24 protein-coding genes are annotated in these 25,046 nt (G+C 34.6%); 21 read left to right on the top strand and 3 right to left on the bottom strand.

The annotated features are described in order from the left end of the window. Nucleotides 1-7: 7 nt before the first annotated feature. The 7 genes from I5168_RS10485 (at nt 8) to I5168_RS10515 (ending at nt 4,627) form a co-directional block, all read left to right on the top strand. Nucleotides 8-298, top strand: a complete 291-nt coding sequence (locus I5168_RS10485; protein WP_431471727.1) for a hypothetical protein — start codon at nt 8-10, stop codon at nt 296-298. A gap of 8 nt (nt 299-306) precedes the next feature. After that, nucleotides 307-1,053 (top strand): DUF1835 domain-containing protein, encoded by a 747-nt coding sequence (locus I5168_RS10490; protein WP_431471728.1) that lies wholly within the window; start codon nt 307-309, stop codon nt 1,051-1,053. Nucleotides 1,054-1,146: 93 nt separating this feature from the next. Then, nucleotides 1,147-2,106, top strand: coding sequence for a phosphoribosylaminoimidazolesuccinocarboxamide synthase (locus tag I5168_RS10495; protein WP_060522555.1), 960 nt, complete (start codon nt 1,147-1,149; stop codon nt 2,104-2,106). An 84-nt stretch (nt 2,107-2,190) separates the two neighbouring features. Beyond that, nucleotides 2,191-3,549 carry an NAD-dependent succinate-semialdehyde dehydrogenase gene (locus I5168_RS10500; RefSeq protein ID WP_431471729.1) on the top strand — a complete coding sequence of 453 codons (1,359 nt, stop codon included), beginning with the start codon at nt 2,191-2,193 and terminating at the stop codon, nt 3,547-3,549. Between the two features lie 28 nt (nt 3,550-3,577). Then, nucleotides 3,578-3,787 (top strand): hypothetical protein, encoded by a 210-nt coding sequence (locus I5168_RS10505; RefSeq protein WP_167341931.1) that lies wholly within the window; start codon nt 3,578-3,580, stop codon nt 3,785-3,787. Next, nucleotides 3,784-4,146 (top strand): hypothetical protein, encoded by a 363-nt coding sequence (locus tag I5168_RS10510; protein WP_431471730.1) that lies wholly within the window; start codon nt 3,784-3,786, stop codon nt 4,144-4,146. Before I5168_RS10505 ends, I5168_RS10510 begins: the two co-directional genes overlap by 4 nt. 286 nt (nt 4,147-4,432) lie before the next feature. Continuing rightward, nucleotides 4,433-4,627 (top strand): cold-shock protein, encoded by a 195-nt coding sequence (locus I5168_RS10515; protein WP_042278701.1) that lies wholly within the window; start codon nt 4,433-4,435, stop codon nt 4,625-4,627. Between the two features lie 204 nt (nt 4,628-4,831). On the opposite strand, the gene I5168_RS10520 is transcribed toward I5168_RS10515, so the two are convergent. Further along, entirely contained in the window at nt 4,832-5,473 is a 642-nt protein-coding gene (locus I5168_RS10520; protein ID WP_431472767.1) for a protein-L-isoaspartate(D-aspartate) O-methyltransferase, read from the bottom strand. A gap of 109 nt (nt 5,474-5,582) precedes the next feature. On the opposite strand from I5168_RS10520, the gene I5168_RS10525 reads away from it, so the two are divergent. From I5168_RS10525 to lysA, 6 genes are all read left to right on the top strand, one after another. Further along, a complete protein-coding gene (locus tag I5168_RS10525; RefSeq protein ID WP_060522560.1) occupies nt 5,583-6,551 on the top strand; it encodes a Gfo/Idh/MocA family protein in 969 nt (322 codons plus the stop codon). After that, complete coding sequence (locus tag I5168_RS10530) at nt 6,548-7,819, top strand: serine hydrolase domain-containing protein (protein ID WP_431471731.1); 1,272 nt, start codon at nt 6,548-6,550, stop codon at nt 7,817-7,819. The genes I5168_RS10525 and I5168_RS10530 overlap by 4 nt, the downstream gene beginning before the upstream one ends. A gap of 4 nt (nt 7,820-7,823) precedes the next feature. Continuing rightward, entirely contained in the window at nt 7,824-8,711 is an 888-nt protein-coding gene (locus I5168_RS10535; protein WP_431471732.1) for a 3-hydroxyacyl-CoA dehydrogenase family protein, read from the top strand. 12 nt (nt 8,712-8,723) lie between these two features. Next, entirely contained in the window at nt 8,724-9,950 is a 1,227-nt protein-coding gene (locus tag I5168_RS10540) for a DUF1015 domain-containing protein (RefSeq protein ID WP_431471733.1), read from the top strand. Then, nucleotides 9,943-10,614 (top strand): YggS family pyridoxal phosphate-dependent enzyme, encoded by a 672-nt coding sequence (locus I5168_RS10545; RefSeq protein ID WP_431471734.1) that lies wholly within the window; start codon nt 9,943-9,945, stop codon nt 10,612-10,614. The genes I5168_RS10540 and I5168_RS10545 overlap by 8 nt, the downstream gene beginning before the upstream one ends. A gap of 122 nt (nt 10,615-10,736) precedes the next feature. Continuing rightward, complete coding sequence (gene lysA, locus I5168_RS10550) at nt 10,737-11,960, top strand: diaminopimelate decarboxylase (protein ID WP_431471735.1); 1,224 nt, start codon at nt 10,737-10,739, stop codon at nt 11,958-11,960. Between the two features lie 93 nt (nt 11,961-12,053). Here the strand turns inward: lysA and I5168_RS10555 are convergent, their stop codons facing one another. Next, nucleotides 12,054-16,667 (bottom strand): LamG-like jellyroll fold domain-containing protein, encoded by a 4,614-nt coding sequence (locus tag I5168_RS10555; protein WP_431471736.1) that lies wholly within the window; start codon nt 16,665-16,667, stop codon nt 12,054-12,056. 199 nt (nt 16,668-16,866) lie between these two features. Beyond that, nucleotides 16,867-18,072, bottom strand: a complete 1,206-nt coding sequence (locus I5168_RS10560) for a glycosyltransferase (protein WP_431471737.1) — start codon at nt 18,070-18,072, stop codon at nt 16,867-16,869. A 137-nt stretch (nt 18,073-18,209) separates the two neighbouring features. On the opposite strand from I5168_RS10560, the gene I5168_RS10565 reads away from it, so the two are divergent. From I5168_RS10565 to I5168_RS10600, 8 genes are all read left to right on the top strand, one after another. Beyond that, the gene (locus tag I5168_RS10565) at nt 18,210-18,974 is read left to right on the top strand and encodes a ParA family protein (RefSeq protein ID WP_042278694.1); all 765 of its coding nucleotides are present in this window, start codon (nt 18,210-18,212) and stop codon (nt 18,972-18,974) included. Nucleotides 18,975-18,977: 3 nt separating this feature from the next. Next, nucleotides 18,978-19,874 carry a ParB/RepB/Spo0J family partition protein gene (locus I5168_RS10570; RefSeq protein ID WP_105018903.1) on the top strand — a complete coding sequence of 299 codons (897 nt, stop codon included), beginning with the start codon at nt 18,978-18,980 and terminating at the stop codon, nt 19,872-19,874. Further along, nucleotides 19,867-20,463: a DUF5683 domain-containing protein gene (locus I5168_RS10575; protein WP_431471738.1), complete on the top strand. Its 597-nt coding sequence runs from the start codon at nt 19,867-19,869 to the stop codon at nt 20,461-20,463. Before I5168_RS10570 ends, I5168_RS10575 begins: the two co-directional genes overlap by 8 nt. Nucleotide 20,464: 1 nt before the next feature. Continuing rightward, a complete protein-coding gene (gene dapB / locus I5168_RS10580; RefSeq protein WP_431471739.1) occupies nt 20,465-21,166 on the top strand; it encodes a 4-hydroxy-tetrahydrodipicolinate reductase in 702 nt (233 codons plus the stop codon). 44 nt (nt 21,167-21,210) lie between these two features. After that, entirely contained in the window at nt 21,211-22,797 is a 1,587-nt protein-coding gene (gene lepB / locus I5168_RS10585) for a signal peptidase I (RefSeq protein ID WP_431471740.1), read from the top strand. Nucleotides 22,798-22,802: 5 nt separating this feature from the next. Further along, on the top strand, nt 22,803-23,435 hold the full coding sequence (locus I5168_RS10590) for a WbqC family protein (protein WP_431471741.1): 633 nt from the start codon (nt 22,803-22,805) through the stop codon (nt 23,433-23,435). Then, nucleotides 23,436-24,320, top strand: coding sequence for a DUF1853 family protein (locus I5168_RS10595; protein ID WP_431471742.1), 885 nt, complete (start codon nt 23,436-23,438; stop codon nt 24,318-24,320). A 213-nt stretch (nt 24,321-24,533) separates the two neighbouring features. Then, nucleotides 24,534-25,025, top strand: a complete 492-nt coding sequence (locus I5168_RS10600) for a Dps family protein (protein ID WP_042278762.1) — start codon at nt 24,534-24,536, stop codon at nt 25,023-25,025. Nucleotides 25,026-25,046: the final 21 nt, after the last annotated feature.

Genomic DNA, 25,046 nt, shown 5'->3' on the forward strand with positions numbered 1-25,046 from the left:
AAATAAAATGCTAGAAATATTTTTAGTCATCTGGCTTTCTAAAAAGCTAGGAGAGATTCTTGAAGAGAAAGGCTATAAAAAAGGATGGTATATAGCCATGTTTGTAGGTTCATGGATTTTCTGTGAATTTGTTATGATACTCATTTTCATAATGTTGTTTTCTGTTGAAAATAACCTAACCTTGATTCCAGTTGGAATTTGTGGCGGAGCAATCGCTTATGGCTGCATGTATTTATTTGTTAACTCACTACCAGAAAAGGAAGTAGAGGATATTCGTGGCGAATTTAAATTAGATTAAACTTATTGATGCAAGAATACCATATTCTCAACGGTGATTCCTTAAGAAATAGATTCCCTGCGGAACTTAACGGAAAGTGTATCACTTTTAGAGAATGTTTTATTGATGGCCCTTTAAAAGCACAATCTTACGAACAATTATTAATTGATCGTTCACAGTATATTAAACAGGAGTATAATAGTACTCAGCAAGAGTACAACGATCTTGTGATTAAGGAACTTGAGAAGCTGTCGAATATACCTGAGAATAGTGAGGTGAATCTTTGGTTTGAAGACGATCTATTTTGTCAATCTAATTTATGGTTTGTTTTACACAGGTTCCATCAGATCAATAAAAAGAATATTAAACTCTATTTGATTCGACCACTTAACGCATTTCCTTATAGTTATGGACATCATTCAAATAATGAATTGATTCATATTTATACTAACAGACAAAAATTAGAACAACTCGAATTATGGAGTAATCTATGGAAATCTTACTCGGATGGAAATACCACTACCCTATTACAAATTGCAACACAGTTAAAAAGTAATTATTCTCATGTACGAGCAGCGGTAGATTCTCACATTAATAGATTACCTAACAACAATAGTGACGGGCAGCCACAGGAATTTGTGAAAAATCTAATTAAACAAAATCCCAACCTCAGTTTTAAACAAGTCTTTATAGCATTTCAGGATAAATTCCCACAATATGGGTATGGCGATACTCAAGTAAGAAAATGGTTTGACCAGTATCAAAAACTTGTTTAAAACTTAGTATAACTTCTTTATAATATCCAGTTATCCTATTTCAATTTTTATAAAATAATAAGACCTTTGCTTTATAATCATATTTAAAATATCATGAGCGTACCTAATACTTTAATGGATACTCAGTTTGAGTTTGAAGGACAAAAAAATGTTTATAAAGGTAAAGTAAGAGAAGTCTATAACATTGATGATGAGTTATTGATAATGATTGCTACAGATCGTCTCAGCGCTTTTGATGTAGTCATGCCTAGAGGAATACCTTATAAAGGCCAAATATTGAATCAGATCGCCACGCAAATGATGAAAGCCACTGAGGACATCGTGCCTAATTGGTTAATAGATACCCCAGATCCTAATGTGGCTATCGGTCATTTATGTGAACCATTTAAAGTAGAAATGGTTATTAGAGGTTATATGAGCGGTCATGCAGCTCGTGAATATAAAGCAGGAAAGCGCATGCTATGTGGCGTACCACTTCCTGAAGGCTTAAAAGAGAATGATAAATTTTCTCAACCTATCATCACACCAGCAACCAAGGCAGAAAAAGGAGATCATGATGAAGACATATCTCGCGAGGACATTCTTAAAAGAGGTATTGTAAGTGAACAAGATTACGAGATATTGGAAAAATATACACGAGCGTTATTTGAACGAGGAACCCAACTTGCCGCGCAACGAGGGCTTATCTTGGTAGATACTAAATATGAATTTGGTAAAACTAAAGATGGAAAAATCGTTCTAATTGATGAAATTCACACACCAGATTCTTCTAGGTATTTTTATGCCGATGGTTACGAGGAACGACAAGCAAATAACGAACCTCAAAAACAGCTCAGTAAAGAGTTTGTACGTCAATGGCTAATTTCAAATGATTTTCAAGGTAAAGAAGGTCAAACTATACCTCACATGAGCGATGAGTATATAAACTCTGTGAGTGATAGGTACGTAGAGTTGTATGAAAATATAACGGGTCACGCTTTCGCGAAAGCGGACACAGAAAACATACTGTCACGCATAGAAACTAACGTGAACCAATGGCTATCCAATCAGTAAGCGCTAAACCTATGCTAAAACGAGTTAAAGGCTTCCAAAAGGAAGTCTTTTTTATTGGCTTTAATCGTACTTTTAAAATAAAAAATGATAACTACTTACAATCCGTATACAGGAGAAAAGCTAGCAGAATATAAAGAACTTACCGAAGACCAAATTCAATCGAAACTAGAGAAAGCTCAAAAAGCATTTAATGATTGGAGATTTACTTCCTATGATAAAAAGGCTGCTACTGTGCGATCTATAGGTGACACTTTGAGAAAGAATATTGAGAAATATGCCAAGCAGATGTCACTGGAAATGGGAAAACCTATTTCTCAATCAAGATCTGAGCTTGAAAAATGCGCTTGGTTATGCGATCACTACGCTAGTAAGGCAAAAGATTACCTAGCTAGTGAACACATAGATATAGATGATGCACATTCTTCATATATAAGTTATGAACCACTAGGTGTTGTTCTTGCAGTGATGCCATGGAATTACCCGTTCTGGCAAGTAATGCGATTTATAATTCCTGGATTGATGGCAGGAAATGTAGGCGTTCTAAAACATGCCAGTAGCGTGATGGGAACAGCAAATATGATTGAAGAATGTTTACTTGAAGCAGGTGTTCCAGAAGGGTGTTTTCAAAATCTTGTAATAAGTAGTAAGGCTGTAGAAAATATTATTAAAAATGATATTATAAAGGCAGTGACATTAACCGGTTCAAAACCTGCAGGAAGTGCTGTGGCAAGTACTGCTGGCTCAGAAATTAAGAAAACTGTACTAGAACTAGGTGGTAATAATGCATTAGTTATTTTTCCAGATGCCGATATAGATAAATCTGTTGAAACTTGCGTTAACGCAAGATATCAAAACACTGGACAAAGCTGTATCGCAGGTAAAAGACTTATAATCCATGAAAAGGTTTACGATGAGTTTCTAGATAAGTTTACCAATAAAGTGAAGGAGCTCAAGTCTGGTGATCCGTTAAATGACGATACCTACATTGGAGCTATGGCTAGAAAAGATCTAGCAGAAGAGCTGGAAGAGCTCATGAATCAGTCTGTAAATATGGGTGCTAAGGTTCACCTAGGTGGAAGTCGTAAAAACGCCTATTTTGAGCCTACTATTTTGACCGATATTACTCGCGACATGCCAGTTTTTAAAGATGAAACCTTTGGACCTTTAATGGCTGTTCTATCCTTTAAAGAGGAAGAGGAAGCTATAGAAATGGTAAACGATTCAAAATTTGGGTTAGGCGCAAGTTTATTTAGTCAGGACATAAGTAGAATGCAAGAACTTTCTAAAAAAATAAAAGACGGCGCCGTATTTATCAACGCCAAAGTTGCCAGTAACCCTAACCTACCTTTTGGTGGTACAGGTATATCAGGATACGGACGAGAATTATCCCATCATGGAATAAGAGAATTTTGTAATGTAAAAACAGTAGTGGTACACAAATAAAATTTTGAATTAGTTTTAAAACCATGTAATGCAAGATTCTGACATGCTTAATTCGGCCGAAAAGAATAGTGAGAATGACCCAAAGCAGCCTACCAAGAATGAGTCATTCTTGGATAGGTGGGAAAACAGTAGCAACCCATTGGCTCGTTTTTCCTATAAAGTTTTACAATCCATTTGGACTGTTGTTATGGCGATAGGGATGTTTTTAGCTTGGTTAATAGCCTTATTAGCAACATGATCAAAAAACTTCCTTTAAAAATTGTACACCTCTATTTTTTATTAAGTGTCATTAGTTTTTTTATAGTCGAACTCGCTAAATCTTATCAAGTTGCCAGTGATTTTGTGACGGGATATGTGAATGATATATTGGTAATACCTATAGTGAGTGTCATATGTCTACATGTGTTATGGTTTATAAAAAGAAATAAAAGCTTAAGACTGGACGAGTTAAGTATAGCCAGTCTAGTCCTGTTGTACAGTATTTATTTTGAATGGTATTTACCACAGGTAAATGAAAGATATACTGGCGATGTATGGGATCTTGTATGCTATGCAACAGGAGGATTCATTTTTTATTTGTTACAACGATTTCCTTAATCATTAATATGCCTGGTTCAAACAAAACTTAAGAATTATAAAACCCTTTAATTACATAAATAAAACATACTATTCTAGGTATGGCAATTAAATTAGTTTAGTTTTGCAATGATTCTTAGGAATCTTGACACCTTGTTTTCAAAGTAGTTATTTTATTTATTGGTGTATTTAGAGGAGCCTTCTCTTCATTACTTATTCATTCAATCATTACTTTTTTCTGCAATTATTGCGGTATCTCATGAGTGAAAAGTTCTGAAGAACATTTTTTTAATTTAATTCAATAACAATGCAAGAAGGCAAAGTAAAATTTTTTAATGACTCAAAAGGTTTTGGGTTTATTACCTCTGATGATTCTGGAGAAGATGTATTTGTACACATCTCTGGTTTAATCGACGAAATCAAAGAAAACGACAAAGTTGAGTATGAAACTCAACAAGGTAGAAAAGGAATCAACGCCGTTAATGTAAAAGTGATCGGATAATTTCTAATTCTTTTATAAAAGTTCAACCGTCTTATTTAATAAGGCGGTTTTTTTTATGTTTTATATTAGGTAACTTCTACCCTATTACAAAAAAGGTTTTACCTATCAGTAAAGTTTTCTGTAATGTTTTTAATCAATGAATTTCTATAAACTATTAAGTTTAGATGGAGTTAGGACAGTATCAACCACTATTATTTAAACACTCTATTCTTTTCCGTCAAGAAAGGGTACAAACCTAAATTCTCCAAATGTACTCTTAACAAACTTCGACTCGGATTCGCGTACAATAAGTGTCATAATTTGAGAATCGTCACCTACAGGAATAACCATTCTTCCGCCTATTTTCAATTGCGCTAGCAAGGCTTTTGGAATATCGGTAGCACCACAGGTAACTATAATACCATCAAAAGGACCTTGATCTGGTAAACCCTTGTACCCATCACCAAAAACAAATTTTCTAGGTCGATAAAACAGTTTTTTAAATAATTGGGTAGTTTTTTTATACAACTCGTTCTGCCTTTCTATAGTATATACTTGCGCTTTCATTTTGATCAATACCGCACATTGATATCCACTACCTGTTCCTATTTCAAGGATACGCTGGCCTGGCATCACTTCCAGTAATTGAGATTGAAAAGCAACTGTATAGGGATGAGATATAGTTTGTCCTGCTCCTATAGGAAAAGCTTTATTTTGGTAGGCGTGCTCTAGGAATCCACTGTCTAAAAATAAATGTCTTGGCACTTCATTAATAGCATCAAGTACTCTTTCATCAGTAATACCCTTTTCTCTTAGTAAATTTACTAACTGCCTGCGTTTACCTTTATGTATATAATTATCCTCGATGGTGGCAAATTTAAACTTCTGTTTCTAATAAAATACCTTAAAAACTAGGCAAATTTTACAATTTTATAAAGAGCTGTTTTCGTTACTTTTGTGGAAAACCATATTTCATATGCTTAAAGCAGGAGTACTAGGTGCAGGACATCTTGGAAAAATTCATCTTAAACTACTTCAATCAAGTGAGCGCTACGAACTAGTAGGCTTTTATGATGCAAATCCAGAATACGCTCAACAAGTTGAAAAAGAATTTGGTTACAAATACTTTTCTAATGTTGATGAACTTATCCAGGCATGTGACATGATCGATGTAGTCACTCCTACCTCATTTCATCATGACAGTGCTGTAAAAGTTCTAGAGGCAGGAAAACATTTGTTTGTAGAAAAACCTATCACAGTAACAGTTGATGAAGCTAATGATTTAATCTCGCTTTCGCGAAAGCATAATGTAAAAGGTCAAGTAGGTCAGGTAGAACGTTTTAACCCTGCTTTTATGGCTGTTAAGGATAACATCGACCAACCTATGTTTATAGAGTCACACCGACTGGCAGAATTTAATCCACGAGGTACCGATGTAAGTGTGGTGCTAGACCTAATGATACACGATATTGATGCTATATTGAGTGTTGTCAAAAGTGAAGTGAAATCAATTAATGCGAGTGGTGTTGCGGTAATATCTAAAACACCTGATATTGCCAACGCACGTATAGAATTTGAAAACGGCTGCGTAGCAAACCTTACTGCTAGTCGCATAAGTTTAAAGAAAATGCGTAAAGCAAGATTTTTCCAAAAGGACGCCTATATATCTGTTGATTTTCTTGAAAAAGCTGTCGAGGTCGTTAGAATGAAAGACGCTCCTGAAACGCCTGGCGACTTTGATATGATTCTTAAAAATGCAGAAGGTGAAAGCAAACAAATTTACTTTGACAACCCAGAGGTAAGTGCAAATAATGCTATCCTAGACGAATTAGAAACCTTTGCAGATGCTATTGAAAATAACACCAGACCTATCGTAAATCTTGAAGATGGTACTCGCGCACTAGATGTAGCTCTTAAGGTGATTGAGAATTTTAAATCATTATGATACGAATTTTAATAGGTAGTTTTTTAGTACTTCTTTGTTTTTCTTGTAAACAAGAAAAGAATACCGCAACTCAAAATAATACCGAATCCTCTGTTTCAAACTCAAATACAGTAGAGAATAAATTTCAGATACTTGAATCACAAATTGATAAACAATTAGATAGTATAAACGATCTAAATTATTTTAACGGTTTTGGAGTAGCGGTTGTCAACAAAGATTCCATATTATTTACCAAAGGATACGGTTATAGGGATCTTGAAAAAAGCTTACCTTATACTTCTCACACCTTTCAAAACATAGCTTCTATTTCAAAGGTATTTGTAGGACTTACACTTGCCAAGGCTATTGAAGAAGAAAAACTAAAGTTGGATGATGATATTAATAAATACTTACCGTTTACTGTTAAGCATCCTTTATTTCCTAACGATACAATAAGAGTCCAACATTTAGTTAATCACACAAGCGGAATTAGTGATAGGGAATATTACAGTTCTTCCTATATAAATTTAGAAAAGGACACTAATGGAAATCCTTTGATTGATCAAGAAGAATTAGAGTACTTTCTGCCTATTGAAGAAGATCGCAGTCTAGAAGAATTTCTTAAGTCTGGACTTACAGTCACTGACAGTACCCATTCAGATTATATTTTTAACGAGTATAAACCTGGTACCATTCATGAATATTCAAACATAGGTGCAGCACTAGCTGCCTATGTTGTTGAAAAAGCTACACAAATAGACTTTAAAGATTATAGTAAGCAGCATGTGATTGATGAGTTAAAACTCAAAGAAACGAGCTGGAGATTATCAGATCTAGATACTACGTTGCGCAGTAAGGTATATAGCACCATAGATTTAAGATATCCTGACTACAAGCTTATCACTTTTGCCGATGGAGGGATGTATACCAGTGTTCATGATTTAGGATTAGTATTTTCAGAAATAATAGCTGCGTATCAAGGACAAGGTACATTACTTAATAAGAATACTTACAAACTCTTTTTTACTAAAAGTTTAGATTCCACACATTTATCTAATAAGGAAAACTTAAAAAATCTCAAAAATGAGCAAAATCACGGTATTTTCTTAAGTTATGAACAAGGAAGAATAGGCCATACTGGTGGAGATCCAGGTGTAGGTACAGTCATGTTCTTCAAACCTGAAAATGATTTTGGAATTATTTATTTTGTAAACACAGATATTAACTCAAAAGAGGCAATGCAAACCTTTGTCAACATAACAGAACTATTAGAATCAAATTTTGAATAAAAAAATGAAAAATATTACAGTAATCGGCGCAGGAACCATGGGGAATGGGATCGCACACACATTTGCCCAAAAAGGATTTAATGTATCACTTGTAGATATCTCTCAAGAAGCATTGGACCGTGGTCTAGGTACAATAAGTAAAAATCTAGATCGTATGATTGCCCGTGAAAAAATTACTGAGGCCGACAAGCAAGATACTCTTAATAACATCACCACCTATACAGATCTTAAAGAAGGTGTAAAACAGGCTGATCTCGTGGTCGAGGCAGCTACAGAAAATGTTGATTTGAAATTGAAAATTTTTGGGCAAATGGATGAGTTTGCTCCAGCAGATTGTATTCTAGCCTCAAACACATCTTCAATTTCCATCACACAAATAGGTGCTGCTACCTCACGACCTGAAAAGGTAATAGGAATGCACTTTATGAATCCTGTACCTATCATGAAGCTAGTTGAAATCATTAGAGGCTACTCAACCAGTGATGAGGTTACAAAATCTATTATGGATATGTCGATTCAATTAGGCAAAACGCCTACTGAGGTTAATGACTATCCTGGATTTGTAGCAAATAGAATTCTTATGCCTATGATTAACGAGGCTATAGAGACTTTATACAACGGTGTTGCAGGAGTACAAGAAATTGATACTGTAATGAAACTGGGTATGGCACATCCTATGGGACCATTACAGCTGGCCGATTTTATAGGTCTAGACGTATGCCTATCAATTCTTGAGGTTATGTATGATGGATTTAAAAACCCTAAATATGCTCCTTGTCCACTATTAGTTAATATGGTGATGGCAGGTAAAAAAGGAGTAAAATCTGGAGAAGGCTTTTACGATTATTCAGAATCTAAAAAAGCAGAAAAGGTAAGTTCAAGTTTTGCTTAAGACCTCATAATTGTGCCAAAAATAAAACCCTTCAAAGGTGTAAGAGCCTCAAAAGAAATTGCTACTCATTTAATATCCAGATCGTATCAGGATTACAAACGAAAGGAGCTAAAAAGCACCTTAAAATATAATCCGTTTAGTTTTCTGCATATTTTGAATCCTGGTTATAAATTTAATCATGAAAGTACAGGGAATGAACGTTTTCAACTAGTTCGCAACAGGTACTTAGAGTTCAAAGAGGATCAATTTCTTAAAGGTGAATCAGTTCCCAGTTTTTATCTGTATCAATGTACAGAAAACGGTCACGAGTATGTAGGAATTATTGCTGCCGCAAGCACCTATGACTATAACAACAATGTGATTAAAAAGCACGAGAATACACTTAAAGTAAGGGAAACACTGTTTAAAGAATATTTAAAAACAGTAGGCTTTAATGCAGAGCCTGTTTTGATCACTTACCCTGATCAACAGGATATTGATGATATCGTTTCACGTATAAAACAACGTGAGCCTGAATATCATTTTAAAACAACTGATCGCAATGAACATAAAGTGTGGATCATAGATGATGCAAAGGATTGTAATAAAATTGAACAATCCTTTGCAGCTCTACCCCATTTATACATTGCAGATGGTCATCACCGCAGCGCTAGCTCGTATTTACTATCTCAGGATTTAGGTAACAAACATGATTCCTACAATTATTTCATGAGTTTTCTAATCCCAGAAAGTCAGCTACAAATCTTTGAATTTAATAGACTAGTGACAGATCTCAATGATCTTACAAAGGAAAATTTTCTCATGAAACTAGATCAACATTTTAGAATTCAAAATCGAGGTAAGGAAATGTATAAACCGTCCAAAAAGCACCACTTCAGTATGTATTTGGATGGAGAATTCTACAGTCTATATTGGCGTAAACAGGTCATGACAATTGATAGTCCTTTAGATGATCTTGATACGCAAATGTTATATGATTATCTGCTTCAACCGATTTTAGATATTAAAGATCCTAGAAATGATCGCAGATTATCCTACAATTATGGGAAGGATGCTCTACTAGACATGAAGGAGCAAGTTGATAATAATGAATACGCGGTAGGTTTCGGTCTATTTCCTGCAACGGTAGAACAAATAAAAAAAATCGCCGATGCAGATCTTGTAATGCCTCCTAAAAGCACTTATATAAAACCTAAACTTCCTAGCGGACTATTAATTTACGAATTTGAAAATGAGTAAGATTAGTGAAAACATATTACGCTTTCGCGAAAGCGTAGAACCCAAGGCTACACTTATTGCCGTAAGTAAAACAAAACCTATCAGTGATCTTGAACAAGCCTACGAGACTGGTCAGAGACATTTTGGTGAGAATAAAGTCCAAGAGATGACGTCAAAATGGGAACACTTGCCTAAAGATATCAAATGGCACATGATTGGGCATGTTCAAAGGAATAAGGTTAAATACATGGCTCCTTATGTGCATTTAATTCATAGTGTAGACTCACCTAGGTTACTAAAGGAAATTAATAAGCAAGCAAAAAATAACGATCGTGTTATTAATTGTTTATTTCAAATTCATATTGCCCAAGAAGAGAATAAATTTGGATTTGACAAACAAGAATTACTGGATTACATCACAAGTGAAGCGTTCAAGGAGTTATCCCATGTTTCAATCACAGGATTAATGGGAATGGCTACATTTACAGATGATCTAGATCAAATTAGAAAGGAATTCAAATCGTTAAGCAGCTTGTTTTCCAAATTAAAAGAAGATTACTTTACTCATGATGAATTCAAAGAATTATCCATGGGAATGACTGGTGACTACAAAATAGCTATTGAAGAAGGTAGTACGATGGTACGTATAGGTAGTGCCATTTTTGGGTCTAGAAACACACATTAGGTTACCCATACATATATTACCTAGTAAATTACTAGGATTGGGCAAAAAATTAGAGTTTTTTTTCACATCAACTACCTCTGTGCACTTATTTTTGTGAGCTTAAATAATTTAACATTAATAAAATGAATGCACAAGATTTAGTTGCAGTAGCTCAGGAGCACGGTAGTCCTGTCTACGTCTATGATGCACAGCGCATTATATCACAGTATGAACGATTAGAGTCCGCTTTCGCGAAAGCGAAAAATCTAAGAATTCATTATGCTGTAAAAGCCCTGTCAAACATCTCAATCTTGAAGCTTTTTAAACAGTTAGGCGCTGGACTCGATACCGTGAGTGTGCAGGAAGTCAAACTAGGGCTAGCAGCTGGTGTTGATCCTAAAAAAATCATTTACACTCCTAATGGTGTTTCTCTCGAAGAAATTGAGCAAGTAGCCGCTCTAGGTGTTCAAATAAACATTGACAATTTATCCATACTAGAACAATTTGGGTCTAAACATCCTGATGTACCTGTATGTGTGCGTATAAATCCACATGTGATGGCTGGTGGAAATGCTAATATTTCAGTAGGTCATATAGATTCAAAATTTGGTATATCTATACATCAAATTCCTCATTTATTAAGAATTGTCAAGAATACAGGTATGCGTGTTAATGGAATTCATATGCATACAGGTAGCGATATATTAGATATTGGCGTGTTTTTATATGCGTCTGAGATTTTATTTGAAACCGCAGCAAAATTTGATGATTTAGAGTTCATAGATTTTGGTAGCGGTTTTAAAGTTCCTTACAAAGAAGGAGATGTATCTACCGACATTGAAGAATTAGGTGAACAATTGACTGAACGATTTAATACCTTTTGCAACGAGTATGGTAAAGATCTAACTATAGCATTTGAACCTGGTAAATTTTTAGTTAGTGAATCTGGTTATTTTTTAACTAAGGTAAATGTGGTAAAGCAGACAACGAGTACCGTGTTTGCTGGCGTTGATTCTGGATTCAATCACTTAATTAGACCTATGTTATACGGATCGTACCACAAAATTGAAAATGTTTCTAATCCTGATGGACGTAAGAGGTATTACAGTGTTGTAGGATACATTTGTGAGACAGATACTTTTGGTAATAACCGTCAAATTGCTGAGGTTACAGAAGGTGATATACTAGCTTTCTCAAATGCCGGTGCTTACTGTTTTTCAATGGCGAGTAACTATAATAGTAGATATAGACCTGCCGAAATTTTGTGGTATAATGGAGAATCACATGTCATAAGAAAGCGTGAAACTATGGATGATATTTTACGTAATCAGGTTGAGGTTTCTTTATCCATTGAACAAGAGGTATAGTCCATAAAATTATAATTTATATAAATAGAAAAAGCCGCTTCAATAAGAAGCGGCTTTTTCATTTGTAGTTAATTATTATATATACTCTCTGGGTTATTTTACAATTACCTTTTCACTATAAGAGCCACTATTTGAATCTATAGTTACAATATAAGCTCCTGCGCTCATTTCATTTGTATCTATAGTAATCACATCTTGATAATCAGGACTGTCGATGTGAACTACTTTTTGTCCTAATGTGTTGTATAAGGTTATACCATTTACTAAAAGTTCATTTGAAACCTTAACATGAATTTGATCAGTATTAACTGGTTGATAGATTGTAATTTGATTATCCAATTGCACAGTATTATTTGACAAAGTAGAAGGATCATTGAATAGAAGTTCAAATCTATCATTGACAGTTCCTGCGCTCATATTATCGATTAAAGCATCAGCATTACGTAAATTATGATACATACCCGTAAGGTTGTCATGCAGGAATATATTTAAATCTTGATTAACATTTTCTAGATTATCTAAACCAATAGTGATTGTACCTGGGTTACTTATTTTTACTGACAAAGGTAGGATGGTATTGTTATCAAAACTACCTACACCTTGTATCACATAAGTGTCTCCACCGAAATACCAAGACATATCGTCCATTTGATTATCTTGTTGCTTAGCATCAAATCCTCTATCGTAACCCATCGTAGCACTTACATCTTCAGTAACTAACAGTTGTCTATGTATTGTCCCTGGGCTATCAAAACCTAATCTTATTTTTTGTCTAGTATCATTAGGTCCATTGTAATCTAAGTCTGGACTAATAGCAGCAGCGCCGCTACCAGGTGCAGCAACAAATACACTAGGACCTGTAGATTCTTTAATAAATTGACGTTGATCATTTTCAAATCTAACAGTACCATTAGAAGTTGCTCTTACAAAAAAGCCTTGTGCTACTGGTACAAATTGCTCTGGAGTTTTTGTAGGAACTCCACCTTGATTTACTTGTGGACTGCTTGTTCCTATACTAGCGTTAGGAACTCCACCAGAGAAATTGTAGGTTGCGTAACCACCTTGATATTGAAGTAACACGTGACTGTTTCCGCCCCAATGTTCCCAGAAGTAAAGCGTACCGTCCAACTGAGGATTATCTCTTATGAACTCATGAGCATCTAATGCTGATGGATATGGATTACCAACTAAATAGTCATTACCATTGTTAATAGGTAAGTCAATGACACCATTGTTAGGTCGACCTATAAAAACATAGTTCTGCTCTCCTGAAATGTTGTCGCTATTACCTTTCATTGTAAATCCTTCACCTGTATTTAGGGATCCATTAGGACCTACATATTCCCAATTGGAATAATTTCCTGAACTTAAGTTGGAATATTTGTACAACCATCTACCAGAGATTGTTGCAGCAGTACTAGCCGTTCCAGGAGCTCCATCTCTTACATTTCTACTTGTAAAATTCATAGGTCTAGGATTATCGGCAAATGTTCCATCATGCATAAAGCCTTGAATGGTATATCCATCGTTATTCAAAGCATTAGTAGTTGAACTAACAGGTGAACTCCAGTAATTATAGTTGTACTTATCAGAAGTTCCTTGCTGATCTGCCTCTAACGATCCTGTACTAGAACCAATTAAATCACTATCTAAAGTTTGCACTAATTGTGCTTCACCTTCCAGGTCAATTAGACCATCAAGTTCCAGAATATGCGTTACTGTTAAACCTAAATCATTTTTTACTGAAAGTTCGTTAGACTGTTGGTTTAAGCCTAGAAGTGTAATGTTCTTATCGGTTATTTCTATATTATGAGATGACTGTACGATGTTCCAATCAATATCATAAACAGCTCCTGCTACAACTCTAGTACTGCCTGGATTATATAGTTCACCACCGTTTTGCCAAGTACTATTATCAGAGAAATCTCCATTAGTTTGAGAAATGTATGGAAGAGGAGCTGTTTGGTCAATAATGGTAAAATTTGAAGGTTGTCTCAAACTACCACGGTGTTTGTTACCAGAAGCGTCATTTAAGTGCGTACCTATGTAGGTATTCATATTGTAATATGCTTCTAGGTTTGACCAAGATAGTGCTGCTATATCATTCTTAGTTACACCAGAAGAAATAATAGCTCCTTTAATTCCGCCACCAAACTCTTCAATCTCTTGATTCATCATAAATCTGATTTGATCCTGATTTATAGCAGTAGTAAAAATTCTAACTTCATCAATATTTCCATAAAACTGATTTCTTACATCTGTTTTAGATATGTATCTCGCTCCTATACAAAAATCTTCACTATTAGTTGTAAGCGCAGCTATATTTTGAGATTTATCAAGAACTCCATCTATGTAAAAATTAATTGATGTCCCATTATAAACAACTGTGATATATGTCCAAACATTATCGGCGATTCTAGTATTGCTTTTTCTTGTTTGGGTTTGATGTCTCATAGATACTCGATTATCAGCATCAAGGAATAACCAATAACCATTATTTGCGGTTCCTTTTTTAGATACTATTGTTCTATTATTTCCATCTGAATTAGCACCTCTTGATAAAACCCAAGCAGAAATTGAGTAGGCTCCGTTTAATTGTATTTCATTTCCAACTTGTACATAATCATTTTCACCATCAAAATCAATATGTCTAGGCTCAATTTCTTCATGTGCTACTCCAAATTTCACATATTTTTCACCATCGAAATCATAAGTAGTTTCAAGTGTAGCGCCATTTTCATCTAAAAAGATAGTTTCCAATACATCGTTGAAATTTTCATCATTGGCAACTATCATTACGTAAGCATCATTTCCAACTAAGGCTGGCAAGCTAGAGAAACCTGCTGTTTCCACGATTACCTTTACTTCAGGTATGTCATTTCCTTGTTCAGAAACTTCTTTAAATTTCCATGTTCTTTTAGTAACATCAGTAAACGTAGTAACTAAATCAGGACCTAATGTAACAGCCAAAGGACTTGGCATTGGGTCAAGATCCTCTGACGTACTTCCCCAAACCAAGAAGTCGTAATCGTCTTCAAATGTATTAGGGTTAGCGTTATTCGTATTATATAAATCACCCAAACCAACTGAGACAAAAGCATTTGGATCTATACTTCTAGCCTGTTTTTGATTTAATCGCATACAATCATCTCTTCCTATCGCGGTAACATTATAAGTAAAACCAGGATCTATAGAAGCATTCCACAATTCATTACCTGAACTATCATAATAAGAACCTGGAACATGAGGCAGACCTATAGAATCTATAGGAAATAACCCTAAAGTTATTCCATATTTCATAGCAAAATAGGATTCTATTTTCTCACGCTCATCATCTGACTTCTTTTCAGAAAAAGACATGATTTCTAAAATATCTCCATTAAAACTAGATCCAAAAAATTCTGATCTTCCTAACCAATATCTCGAATTTAAAATTTCCTTTATAGTTGTACTATTAACCTCTTGAATTAAACCAGATAAAGCTGGAATATTTTCAAGATTGACTCCATCTAGATACAATTCCATTCCATCACCGGAATCATTAACTCTTACATTAAAAACAACTGGTCTGTCATAATTAAGAGTAGGATGTACAATTGCCTTACCATAATCATTTTGTGCACCTTGATTGTAAGCTACAATGTCAGGATTAGTTCCATACCTAGCACTTGTGTTATTGATAGAAATACCTGTAACATCTTGATTATTTCCGCTTGTATTATAGTCATCACCCATGAAAACATCTTCAGTTCCACGAGAAGCATTAAGGCCTTGGGTAGGGTTTATTACCACATAAATATCGTTATAATAAAAGCCACCTTTACCAAACATAGATTTGCTTCCGTCAAATGTCACTACCGGATTATAATTTGCATTTGCAGCGGCGTTATCTTGGTAAATAGGGCGTTGTGATCCACTCGATGTGGCATTAGTATAAGATCCATCAATTGTCACATTACCTATTGCGACAGAGTTTCTCCACTCACTAATCAGATCACCATCATTATAATTATCTGCTAAAGTTGCTGGATTTAACCAAAGTTCTAAGTCTGGTCCTACTCCGTTACCGCAATCTACATAAACCTTTGCAAGCTGTAAGTATCCTTCAATCCTAAAGTCATCGATAGCTAGACCATCAGCATTATAGGCAGCACCGTCAGACTGAAACCAAACTCTAAAACGCACATCACTTTGATCGTCAAAAGCTTGTGAAGGCAAGTTCACACTTGCAGTTGTCCAACCGTTAGAATCATTTGCCCATGCACCATAACCACCTACTGCACTAGCGTCATCAGTTGTCATCCAATTAACAGAATCAGGCTCACCTACTCTACCTAAGGTTCTCCAACCTAAACCATCGTTATTATCAAATTCAATTCTAAATCCATCAGCTCCATTTGGAATAACATCTAGATTATATCGAAAACTTAACACCATCCTTTCATAACCGGATAAGTCAATCAATGGAGTTGTTGTTGACATTCTGGCAAATTCCTCATAAGTTACATTAGACCTCGTTCTACGTATGTATTTGTAAAAACCTACTCCATGAGCTGCAAGATCAGAACCTCTTCTCCATTGCCCGCGATTGGCAGCATCAGTCCAAGCATTATCCCCAAGGCCGGTCGTGAAGTCCGCATTGAAAATAGTAACCTGTGCATTTGCTATTCCTGATAATAAAACTAGAATTAAGTAAAACTTCTTCATACCTTAATAATTAACTACTGTACAAAGTAATTTCAGCCTATGGAGAAAATGGATTTTGCAAATTGAATTAAAATTATTTTTTCTTAAAAAAACGCAAAAAACAAATTTAAAATATTGATATACAGTTTTTTATCTTATTTTTATTATTTACTGCATAACAGTTTATCGATGCATTTCATCGATAAAAAGTTTAAGGGTTTTAAGAATTTATATTTTTTTGTTCTAAAAAACGTGAGAAAAATTCGTATTGTTTTTGACTAAAATATCTGATCATGCGTTGTTCTATTGATATTTTCGACGAACTACCAATTAGTACTGAATGTAATAGTAATTTTTTAACAGTTGTTTGTCTTTTTAACAAAGTATTACATAGTTCAAGCTGATAAATTAACAGTTCAACTAATGAAGAATGATCTTTATACAATTTAACAGATTCACTTACAAATAACTGTTTATCAATTGTTTCTATACTGTATAAAGCTATTTTTTCAGATGAAATCCCTTCCCATAAATATACCGACCCGTTTATCGGTAAACTGCACTTTAGTGCATCAAATATTTTTGTCTTAATACCTGCACCATATGGAATAGGAGCCAACATTAATTTATATTTGGTTAACTCTTCCTCTATATTTTCACAGTATCCTTTAACGATAAAGCCCTCTTCTTTTGAATACATTTGATTCACAAATGCCGGTAATTCATAACCATAAATATGTAATTCTACTTTAGGAAGAGATTGCCTTATTAAGGGCCAAATACTATTTTTTAGCAATTTTATCGTTTCTAAGTTCGGTCTATGCTTTCCTGAGCCTACAAAAACAAAATGCTCACGTTCATCAAAATTGACTATTGGACATTCAATATTTTCAAATAAGAAAGGGACAAATACTAATTTTTCTAATGGAATATTAAAGTGTAACTTGAGCAACTCTATTTCATAATTAGCTATGATTAAAGAATAATCAGCTCTAAGAATTGCAGCAATCTCTCGATAAGTGAATTCATTATCAAAATTTACAGTAGCATCTTTTAAATAAGCCTCTTCCCTAGCCTTCCTTAAGAAGTGTAAATCTTCTGTATCTAGTATATGAATACACTCTGGTAAAACTTTTCTTATTCTCCAGCTGTATTGTTCTTCAATCATAAACCTATCATAAAGAACATGACTGAAAGAATAATCTGCAACAAATTCATTGAAAGATTGATTATTTAGTTCAATACGATGACCATATATAGTATGACGATTACAAAAGTTATCATCAACGGGTAAAACAGTTGCAAAATGAATTTCATATTGAGACTGAAAAGTCTCGATTAATTGAATCATCCTTGTACCAGTACCCGATCCGTTGGGGTTAGGCCAATGAGCACCAATAATTAATAGCTTTTTATTAGATTGCAATGGATTTACGTTTTTAAGGTTTATATAAACGATTGAGTTAAAACAGCTTAAACCTAGGTTAATAAATAGCCGTCACAGACTAGTAAAAATAAGAACTAAATAATTACTTTTATCGCTCACATTTTCTTTACAAAAGCATGGGTAAAATTATAGCAATAGCTAATCAAAAAGGTGGTGTAGGTAAAACAACAACAGCAGTAAACCTAGCGGCATCGCTAGGTGTATTGGAAAAAAAGGTTTTATTGATAGACGCTGATCCACAAGCTAATGCGACATCGGGATTAGGACTCGATGTAGAGACTATAGAAGCAGGAACCTACCAGTTGATAGAGAATTCCACTCCGGCCATGTCATTAATTAAGGAAACTAATGCTCCTAACGTTCACATAATTCCAGCTCATATTGATTTAGTCGCTATAGAGATTGAATTAGTAGATATTGACCGAAGAGAATACATGATGAAGCAAGCCTTATCCTCTATTAAGGATAATTTTGATTTTATAATTATAGATTGCGCTCCTTCTCTAGGATTACTTACTTTAAATGCTCTTACTGCAAGTGACTCTGTGTTAATACCTATTCAATGTGAATACTTTGCTCTTGAAGGATTAGGCAAATTATTAAACACAGTTAAGAGTGTTCAAAAAATTCACAATCCAGATTTAGATATAGAAGGATTACTACTTACCATGTACGACAGTAGATTAAGATTATCCAATCAAGTAGTAGAAGAAGTTAATCAGCATTTTGAAGGTTTGACCTTTAAAACAATTATACAACGTAATGTTCGTTTAAGTGAGGCTCCTAGTTATGGAGAAAGTATCATTAATTATGACGCATCCAGCAAGGGATCGGAGAACTATTTGAGTCTAGCAAACGAATTGATAAATAAAAACGCATAACTCATGGCCAAAGCAACAAAAAAACAGGCCTTAGGTCGCGGTTTATCTGCCTTATTAAATGATAAGACAAATGAAATAAATACCGCACAAGATAAAAACGCAGACAAAATTGTAGGAAACGTAGTTGATTTACCTCTTGAAGACATAGAGATGAATCCGTTTCAACCACGTACCTCATTTAATGAAGAGCATTTAAAAGAGCTTGCCTCTTCTATCAAAGAATTAGGTGTTATTCAACCCATTACGGTACGTAAAAAAGGGTTTGGAAAATATGAATTAGTATCGGGAGAACGTCGTTGTCGTGCTTCAAAAATGCTAGGATTCACCACTATTCCAGCCTATGTACGTATAGCAAATGATCAAGAATCGCTAGAAATGGCGCTTGTTGAGAATATTCAACGTCAGGATTTAGATCCTATTGAAATTGCATTATCCTACCAGCGACTTATCGACGAGATCAGTCTTACGCAAGAACAAATGAGTGAACGTGTAGGAAAATCACGTAGTGCTATCGCAAACTATCTGCGACTATTAAAATTAGATCCAATTATTCAGACTGGTATGAGGGATGGTTTTATCTCAATGGGTCATGGTCGTGCTCTAATTAATGTCGATAGCCTAGATGATCAGCTGGATATATATCAACGTATAATTTCAGATAATTTATCGGTAAGAGATACTGAAAAACTAGTTAAAGGGCTTAAGGATAGTACGCTTTCGCGAAAGCAAACTAAAAAGAATTCTCTTCCAGAAAAAGTAGAATCTCAAACTAAAAAGCTAGGAGAACATTTGGACACCAAAGTATCTACTACTATGAATAGTTCTGGGAAAGGAAAAATTACCATTAATTATGCTTCAAAGGCAGATTTTGAACGTATTGTCAAGTTGATTAATGGTTAAGCACCTCGTTTACATATTTATAATTTTAAGTTCTGCATGGTGTCATGCCCAGGATGACCCTAATGATACACCTGAAAAACAGGACTTAAACACCGTACTTGTTGCCAACGATACGCTACCAATTGTATACGATGCAAACCGACCAAGTAAAGCGGCATTTTACAGTGCTATATTACCTGGTATGGGACAAGTTTATAATAAAAAATATTGGAAAGTACCAATAGCCTATGGCCTTATAGGTACCAGTGTATATTTCTACATAAGAAATGACAACGAATACAACAGATTAAGAGATGCTTTTAAAATAAGGCTTGCCGGTGGTACCAATGATGAATTCTCTGACGAGAATGGTAATCCTATCATTTCTACTCAAGGATTAGAACGTGCCCAAAAAGTATCACAACGTAACAAAGAATTAAGTTTGTTGCTAGCAGCAGCAGCTTATGTCCTACAAATTATCGATGCCAATGTTGATGGCCATTTAAGTCAGTTTAGTGTAGATCGCAATCTTGCTGTTTTACCCTATATTGATTATAATAATCTAAGTGCAGGTAGCAATTTTGGATTTTCTCTAACCTATAATTTTTAAAATGAAGATAGCTCTAGTTGGTTATGGTAAAATGGGTAAAACAATTGAACGTCTTGCAACAAGTCGCGGACATGAAATTGTAGCTCGATTAGGCAGGAATGATCAAATGAAACAAGCACAAATCGCCGATGTTGCTATCGAATTCACATCGCCAGAATCAGTTCTTAACAACTTAAATGAATTGATTAAGTTGAATATCCCAACCGTTTGTGGAACAACGGGTTGGAATGATAACCTGGATAATATTTCAAACCTCGTAATAAAGGAGAACTGTAGTTTAGTTCACGCATCAAATTTCTCTCTCGGTGTTAACCTATTTTTTGAACTTAACAAGAAGCTGGCAGCTATGATGAGTACATTTAAAGAGTACAAAGTGAGTATGAATGAAATTCATCATACCGAAAAAAAGGACGCACCCAGCGGCACAGCAATCACTTTATTTGAAGGTCTTAAAGATCCTCTTAAAAAAAGTAATTGGTCACTGGAACAAACTAGCGATGAACAAATTGTGACTATTGACGCTATTAGAGAAGAAGATGTAAAAGGAACACATAGTATTTTTTACAGTAGCGATATTGACGAAATTGAAATTAAACATACAGCTCACAGTCGTGATGGATTTGCACTAGGTGCTGTAATAGCCGCAGAATGGATACACGGCAAAAAAGGAGTTTTTACAATGAAAGATGTATTAGGATTGTAACTTATATAGATACAACCTTACTTACATACCAAGATATTTAAATTATGGAGTGGACAGAATGGTTCCTGTTTTTTATAGTAATACAAATTATTCATGGGTTAGCTACCTTTAAGATGTATGTGGCCGCAGGTCATAAGCCTTGGGAAGCTTTTGTACCTGTTTATAACGCTTATATACTGACTAAGATTATTAACCGACCTTGGTACTGGGTTTTGCTATTATTCCTTCCAGTGGTTAACCTGATTATGTTTATTGTTATCTGGGTAGATTTACTGCGCAGTTTTGGATACAATCAAACTAAACATACCGTACTGGTAATCCTTACACTAGGACTTTATTTGTTTTACGTTAACTATGCACAACCACTTAATCATATTAAAGATAGAGAGCTTAAACCTAGAACGGCAGCTGGTGAATGGACAAATAGTATTCTTTTTGCAGTAATTGCAGCGACCATCGTTCACACTTATGTCATGCAACCTTTTATTATTCCGACTTCATCGTTAGAAAAAACCTTATTAATAGGTGATGCGTTATTTGTAAGTAAGTTTCATTACGGTGCTAGACTACCTATGACTCCTATTGCATTTCCTATGGTGCACGATACGATTCCAGTAGTAAATGTAAAAAGTTATCTACCTAGACCACAACTACCTTATACTAGATTACCAGGTTTTCAAGACGTAAAACGCAATGACATTGTAGTTTTTAATTGGCCTGTAGACAGTGTAAATATTTATGGCCAAGATGACGGTAAATATTATTATAAACCTATCGATAAGAAATCAAATTATGTAAAACGTTGTGTAGGAATCCCTGGTGATTTACTCTCAATGAAAAATGGTGAAGTTTATATCAATGGTGAACTACTTGAAATGCCAGAACGCGCAAAACTTCAAAATGCGTACGCCTTCACTCCTATTGACCGTAATGTTCTTAGTAATCCAGCGATATTAAGAGAAAAGTATGATATAACTGATGGTTTGAGATATGCAACTATACATCCTGATAAATATCCTGATAGTATAGGTTTTAACTCTGCTACCAAGGCATCTATGGCAAAGCTAAAGGCAGATGGCGTAATATCTAATTTCCAAAAAATTGAAATTGGAATTCCTGATTATAGAGCTTTCCCATACAACGCATCGACTGGTAATAACAGTAGTACAAGAAAAGAATTTCTAATTCCTGCAAAAAATCAGACGGTAGAAATCAATAATCAAAACATCGATTACTATAAAGAAATAATTGAGGTGTACGAGGGAAGCGAAATGAACATTTCTAATACAATTTCATTTAAAGGAAATCAGGTTCTATTAAATGAAAAGCCACTTACTAGTTACACCTTTAAGCAAAATTACTACTGGCTTATGGGAGATAACCGAGATAACTCCTTGGACAGTCGCTATTGGGGTTACGTTCCTGAAACGCACATAGTAGGTAAGCCAGTTCTTATTTGGGCTAGTTATGATACTAGTAAAAGTTTCCCTTCAGCCCTAAGAACTGATCGTATGATTCAAACCGTAAACGGTGATGGAAAACCAAAATCATACTTGCTTTATGTAGTAATAGCTATAGGTATATATTTTGCAGGTAGATACCTTTACAAAAAGAAGAAAGGTAACAAGTAATAGTGATGGAATCCAGGGCACAGTTGATTGTACATCCTAGTTATTTTATGGATGTTATCAGTCTAATTAACACCTATCACTGTGATGAACTTGTTTTTGAAATTCACGACAATTACGTAAAACAAACCTATCGCAACAGGTGTGTTATTGCAACTACTAATGGCAAAAACGCTCTTAGCATTCCCATAATTCATCAAAAGTCAGGTTCATCGGTGCCGTACTCAAGTATTGAAATTGACTATTCTGAAAAATGGAAACTCAATCATTTAAGGGCAATAAAAAGTGCTTATCAAAACAGTCCTTACTATGAATATTATGAGCAGGGTCTATTAGAACTCTATGCCAAAGAGGAATCTTCTTTGATGAAATGGAATTTAAGCTGTACACAGTTTTTATTAGAACAATTACAAATTTTACCAAAAATAAGTTACACCAGTAACTATCAAGGAGATATCAAGGCTCAGAAACTGATCACCGCCAAGGGTAATAAACATCCCATATATCAGTCTTACATTCAAGTTTTTCAAGAGAAACACGGGTTTTTGCAACCCTTGTCTGGTCTAGATTTGTTATTTAACTTAGGTCCTAGCAGTCGCAGCTTTTTGAAATCTCAAGCAGCTTTATGCGACTTCAAGTAAATGAACGACACCTACAAACGATTTGAGGCCTTTTTCACAACCAGAAATTTCTGGAAGGGTAATCTATCGGGAATGGAACAGTTTGCTCTGGATAGCTTAGATTTCTCACATCTTAAGGAGTCAACTTCAAAAATAGATTTACCCAATATTCCACCTAATACTGTACTAGGAAAAAGAGCAGAATATTTTTTTAAGTTTTGCGTAGAGCAATCTAAAAATTATGATGTTTTACTTTCAAACGAACAAATCTTCAGTAATAAGGAGACGTTAGGTGAAATAGACTATATACTTCAAAACAAAATTACTGGCAAGCAATTACATGTTGAGTTGGTTTACAAATTTTATATTTATGATCCTTGCGCAATAGGTAAATCAAACCTATTGGACGATTCTAGGGTTAGGGAGCTATCTCGTTATGTAGGACCTAATAGACGTGATACTTTTCTTAAAAAGTTTCACCGACTACAGCAGCATCAATTACCACTTTTATATCGTAAACAAACTAGAAAAATTCTTGAGAAATTAGATATTAATGTTGATGCATTAAAACAGCAAGTTTGCTTTCTTGCCCATGTTTTTATTCCGCAAGATCATTGGAACAAACCATTTCTATTTATAAATAAAGCATGTATCTCAGGATACTATTTGGATTATAACGCTTTCGCGAAAGCGTACTCATCACACACCTATTTTTTACCTCACAAGCATTTATGGAAATCACATGCTCATGAACTAGAAGTTTCCTACAATCATTCAACCATACTTCCCATAGTCCAAGAAAGTCTGAAAAGAGGATATGCGCCCATGCTATGGAAACAGGTCGCAGAAGACAGCTTTGAAAGGTTCTTTGTGACTATGCCTAAAGATGGCATTAGGATAATATAAACAACGTTTAACGTTACCTTACGGATGTTAAACGTTATGATGATGTATCTTTAAAATAAAAACATGGAAAGGAAATTTGAACCTAAAAATAGAGAACAATATTTAAGTGATTTTGGAGATCGTAGTAGACCAGAGCAATTTGATTTAAAAGAGCCTGTTACTACTACACATACCGAATCAAATTCAACAAAAAACCAAACAACAAATACAAATATGAGTTATTTAAATTTAGATAAACAAAAAACAGCAACAACCGTTACAGAATTAAACGTGTTACTGGCAGATTACCACTTATACTACCAAAAACTACGTAATTTTCATTGGAATGTAGTAGGACATAACTTTTTCGATCTCCACGAAAAGTTTGAACAGATGTACGATGAGGCTAAAATCAAAGTAGACGAGATAGCAGAACGTATCTTAACTTTGAGATATCAACCTACCTCTAACCTATCAGAATATTTAGAGTTATCTTCTATCGAAGAATCAAAATCTGAACATACAGATGTTGAAATGGTTAAACAACTGTTATCCGATCATGGAAAATTGATCACTCAAATGAGAAAGGTTGTTGAAGTAGCCGATGCTGCTGGTGATGAAGGTACTATTGATTTAATAGGAGCTTACATTAGAGAACTAGAAAAAGAAAGTTGGATGTTAGATGCATGGGTAATGAATACAAGCGATACTCATAAATCTATCTAATACTTTTGAAATTATAAAACT

Source organism: Nonlabens sp. SCSIO 43208 (assembly GCF_050703575.1).
GTDB lineage: Bacteria > Bacteroidota > Bacteroidia > Flavobacteriales > Flavobacteriaceae > Nonlabens > Nonlabens tegetincola.

What these genes read in the sequence shown, in the direction of transcription:
- I5168_RS10485 (WP_431471727.1), top strand. Translation starts at nt 8, where the DNA reads ATGCTAGAAATATTTTTAGTCATCTGGCTTTCTAAAAAGCTAGGAGAG.
- I5168_RS10490 (WP_431471728.1), top strand. Translation starts at nt 307, where the DNA reads ATGCAAGAATACCATATTCTCAACGGTGATTCCTTAAGAAATAGATTC.
- I5168_RS10495 (WP_060522555.1), top strand. Translation starts at nt 1,147, where the DNA reads ATGAGCGTACCTAATACTTTAATGGATACTCAGTTTGAGTTTGAAGGA.
- I5168_RS10500 (WP_431471729.1), top strand. Translation starts at nt 2,191, where the DNA reads ATGATAACTACTTACAATCCGTATACAGGAGAAAAGCTAGCAGAATAT.
- I5168_RS10505 (WP_167341931.1), top strand. Translation starts at nt 3,578, where the DNA reads ATGCAAGATTCTGACATGCTTAATTCGGCCGAAAAGAATAGTGAGAAT.
- I5168_RS10510 (WP_431471730.1), top strand. Translation starts at nt 3,784, where the DNA reads ATGATCAAAAAACTTCCTTTAAAAATTGTACACCTCTATTTTTTATTA.
- I5168_RS10515 (WP_042278701.1), top strand. Translation starts at nt 4,433, where the DNA reads ATGCAAGAAGGCAAAGTAAAATTTTTTAATGACTCAAAAGGTTTTGGG.
- I5168_RS10525 (WP_060522560.1), top strand. Translation starts at nt 5,583, where the DNA reads ATGCTTAAAGCAGGAGTACTAGGTGCAGGACATCTTGGAAAAATTCAT.
- I5168_RS10530 (WP_431471731.1), top strand. Translation starts at nt 6,548, where the DNA reads ATGATACGAATTTTAATAGGTAGTTTTTTAGTACTTCTTTGTTTTTCT.
- I5168_RS10535 (WP_431471732.1), top strand. Translation starts at nt 7,824, where the DNA reads ATGAAAAATATTACAGTAATCGGCGCAGGAACCATGGGGAATGGGATC.
- I5168_RS10545 (WP_431471734.1), top strand. Translation starts at nt 9,943, where the DNA reads ATGAGTAAGATTAGTGAAAACATATTACGCTTTCGCGAAAGCGTAGAA.
- lysA (WP_431471735.1), top strand. Translation starts at nt 10,737, where the DNA reads ATGAATGCACAAGATTTAGTTGCAGTAGCTCAGGAGCACGGTAGTCCT.
- I5168_RS10555 (WP_431471736.1), bottom strand. Translation starts at nt 16,667, where the DNA reads ATGAAGAAGTTTTACTTAATTCTAGTTTTATTATCAGGAATAGCAAAT.
- I5168_RS10565 (WP_042278694.1), top strand. Translation starts at nt 18,210, where the DNA reads ATGGGTAAAATTATAGCAATAGCTAATCAAAAAGGTGGTGTAGGTAAA.
- I5168_RS10570 (WP_105018903.1), top strand. Translation starts at nt 18,978, where the DNA reads ATGGCCAAAGCAACAAAAAAACAGGCCTTAGGTCGCGGTTTATCTGCC.
- I5168_RS10575 (WP_431471738.1), top strand. Translation starts at nt 19,867, where the DNA reads ATGGTTAAGCACCTCGTTTACATATTTATAATTTTAAGTTCTGCATGG.
- dapB (WP_431471739.1), top strand. Translation starts at nt 20,465, where the DNA reads ATGAAGATAGCTCTAGTTGGTTATGGTAAAATGGGTAAAACAATTGAA.
- lepB (WP_431471740.1), top strand. Translation starts at nt 21,211, where the DNA reads ATGGAGTGGACAGAATGGTTCCTGTTTTTTATAGTAATACAAATTATT.
- I5168_RS10590 (WP_431471741.1), top strand. Translation starts at nt 22,803, where the DNA reads ATGGAATCCAGGGCACAGTTGATTGTACATCCTAGTTATTTTATGGAT.
- I5168_RS10595 (WP_431471742.1), top strand. Translation starts at nt 23,436, where the DNA reads ATGAACGACACCTACAAACGATTTGAGGCCTTTTTCACAACCAGAAAT.
- I5168_RS10600 (WP_042278762.1), top strand. Translation starts at nt 24,534, where the DNA reads ATGAGTTATTTAAATTTAGATAAACAAAAAACAGCAACAACCGTTACA.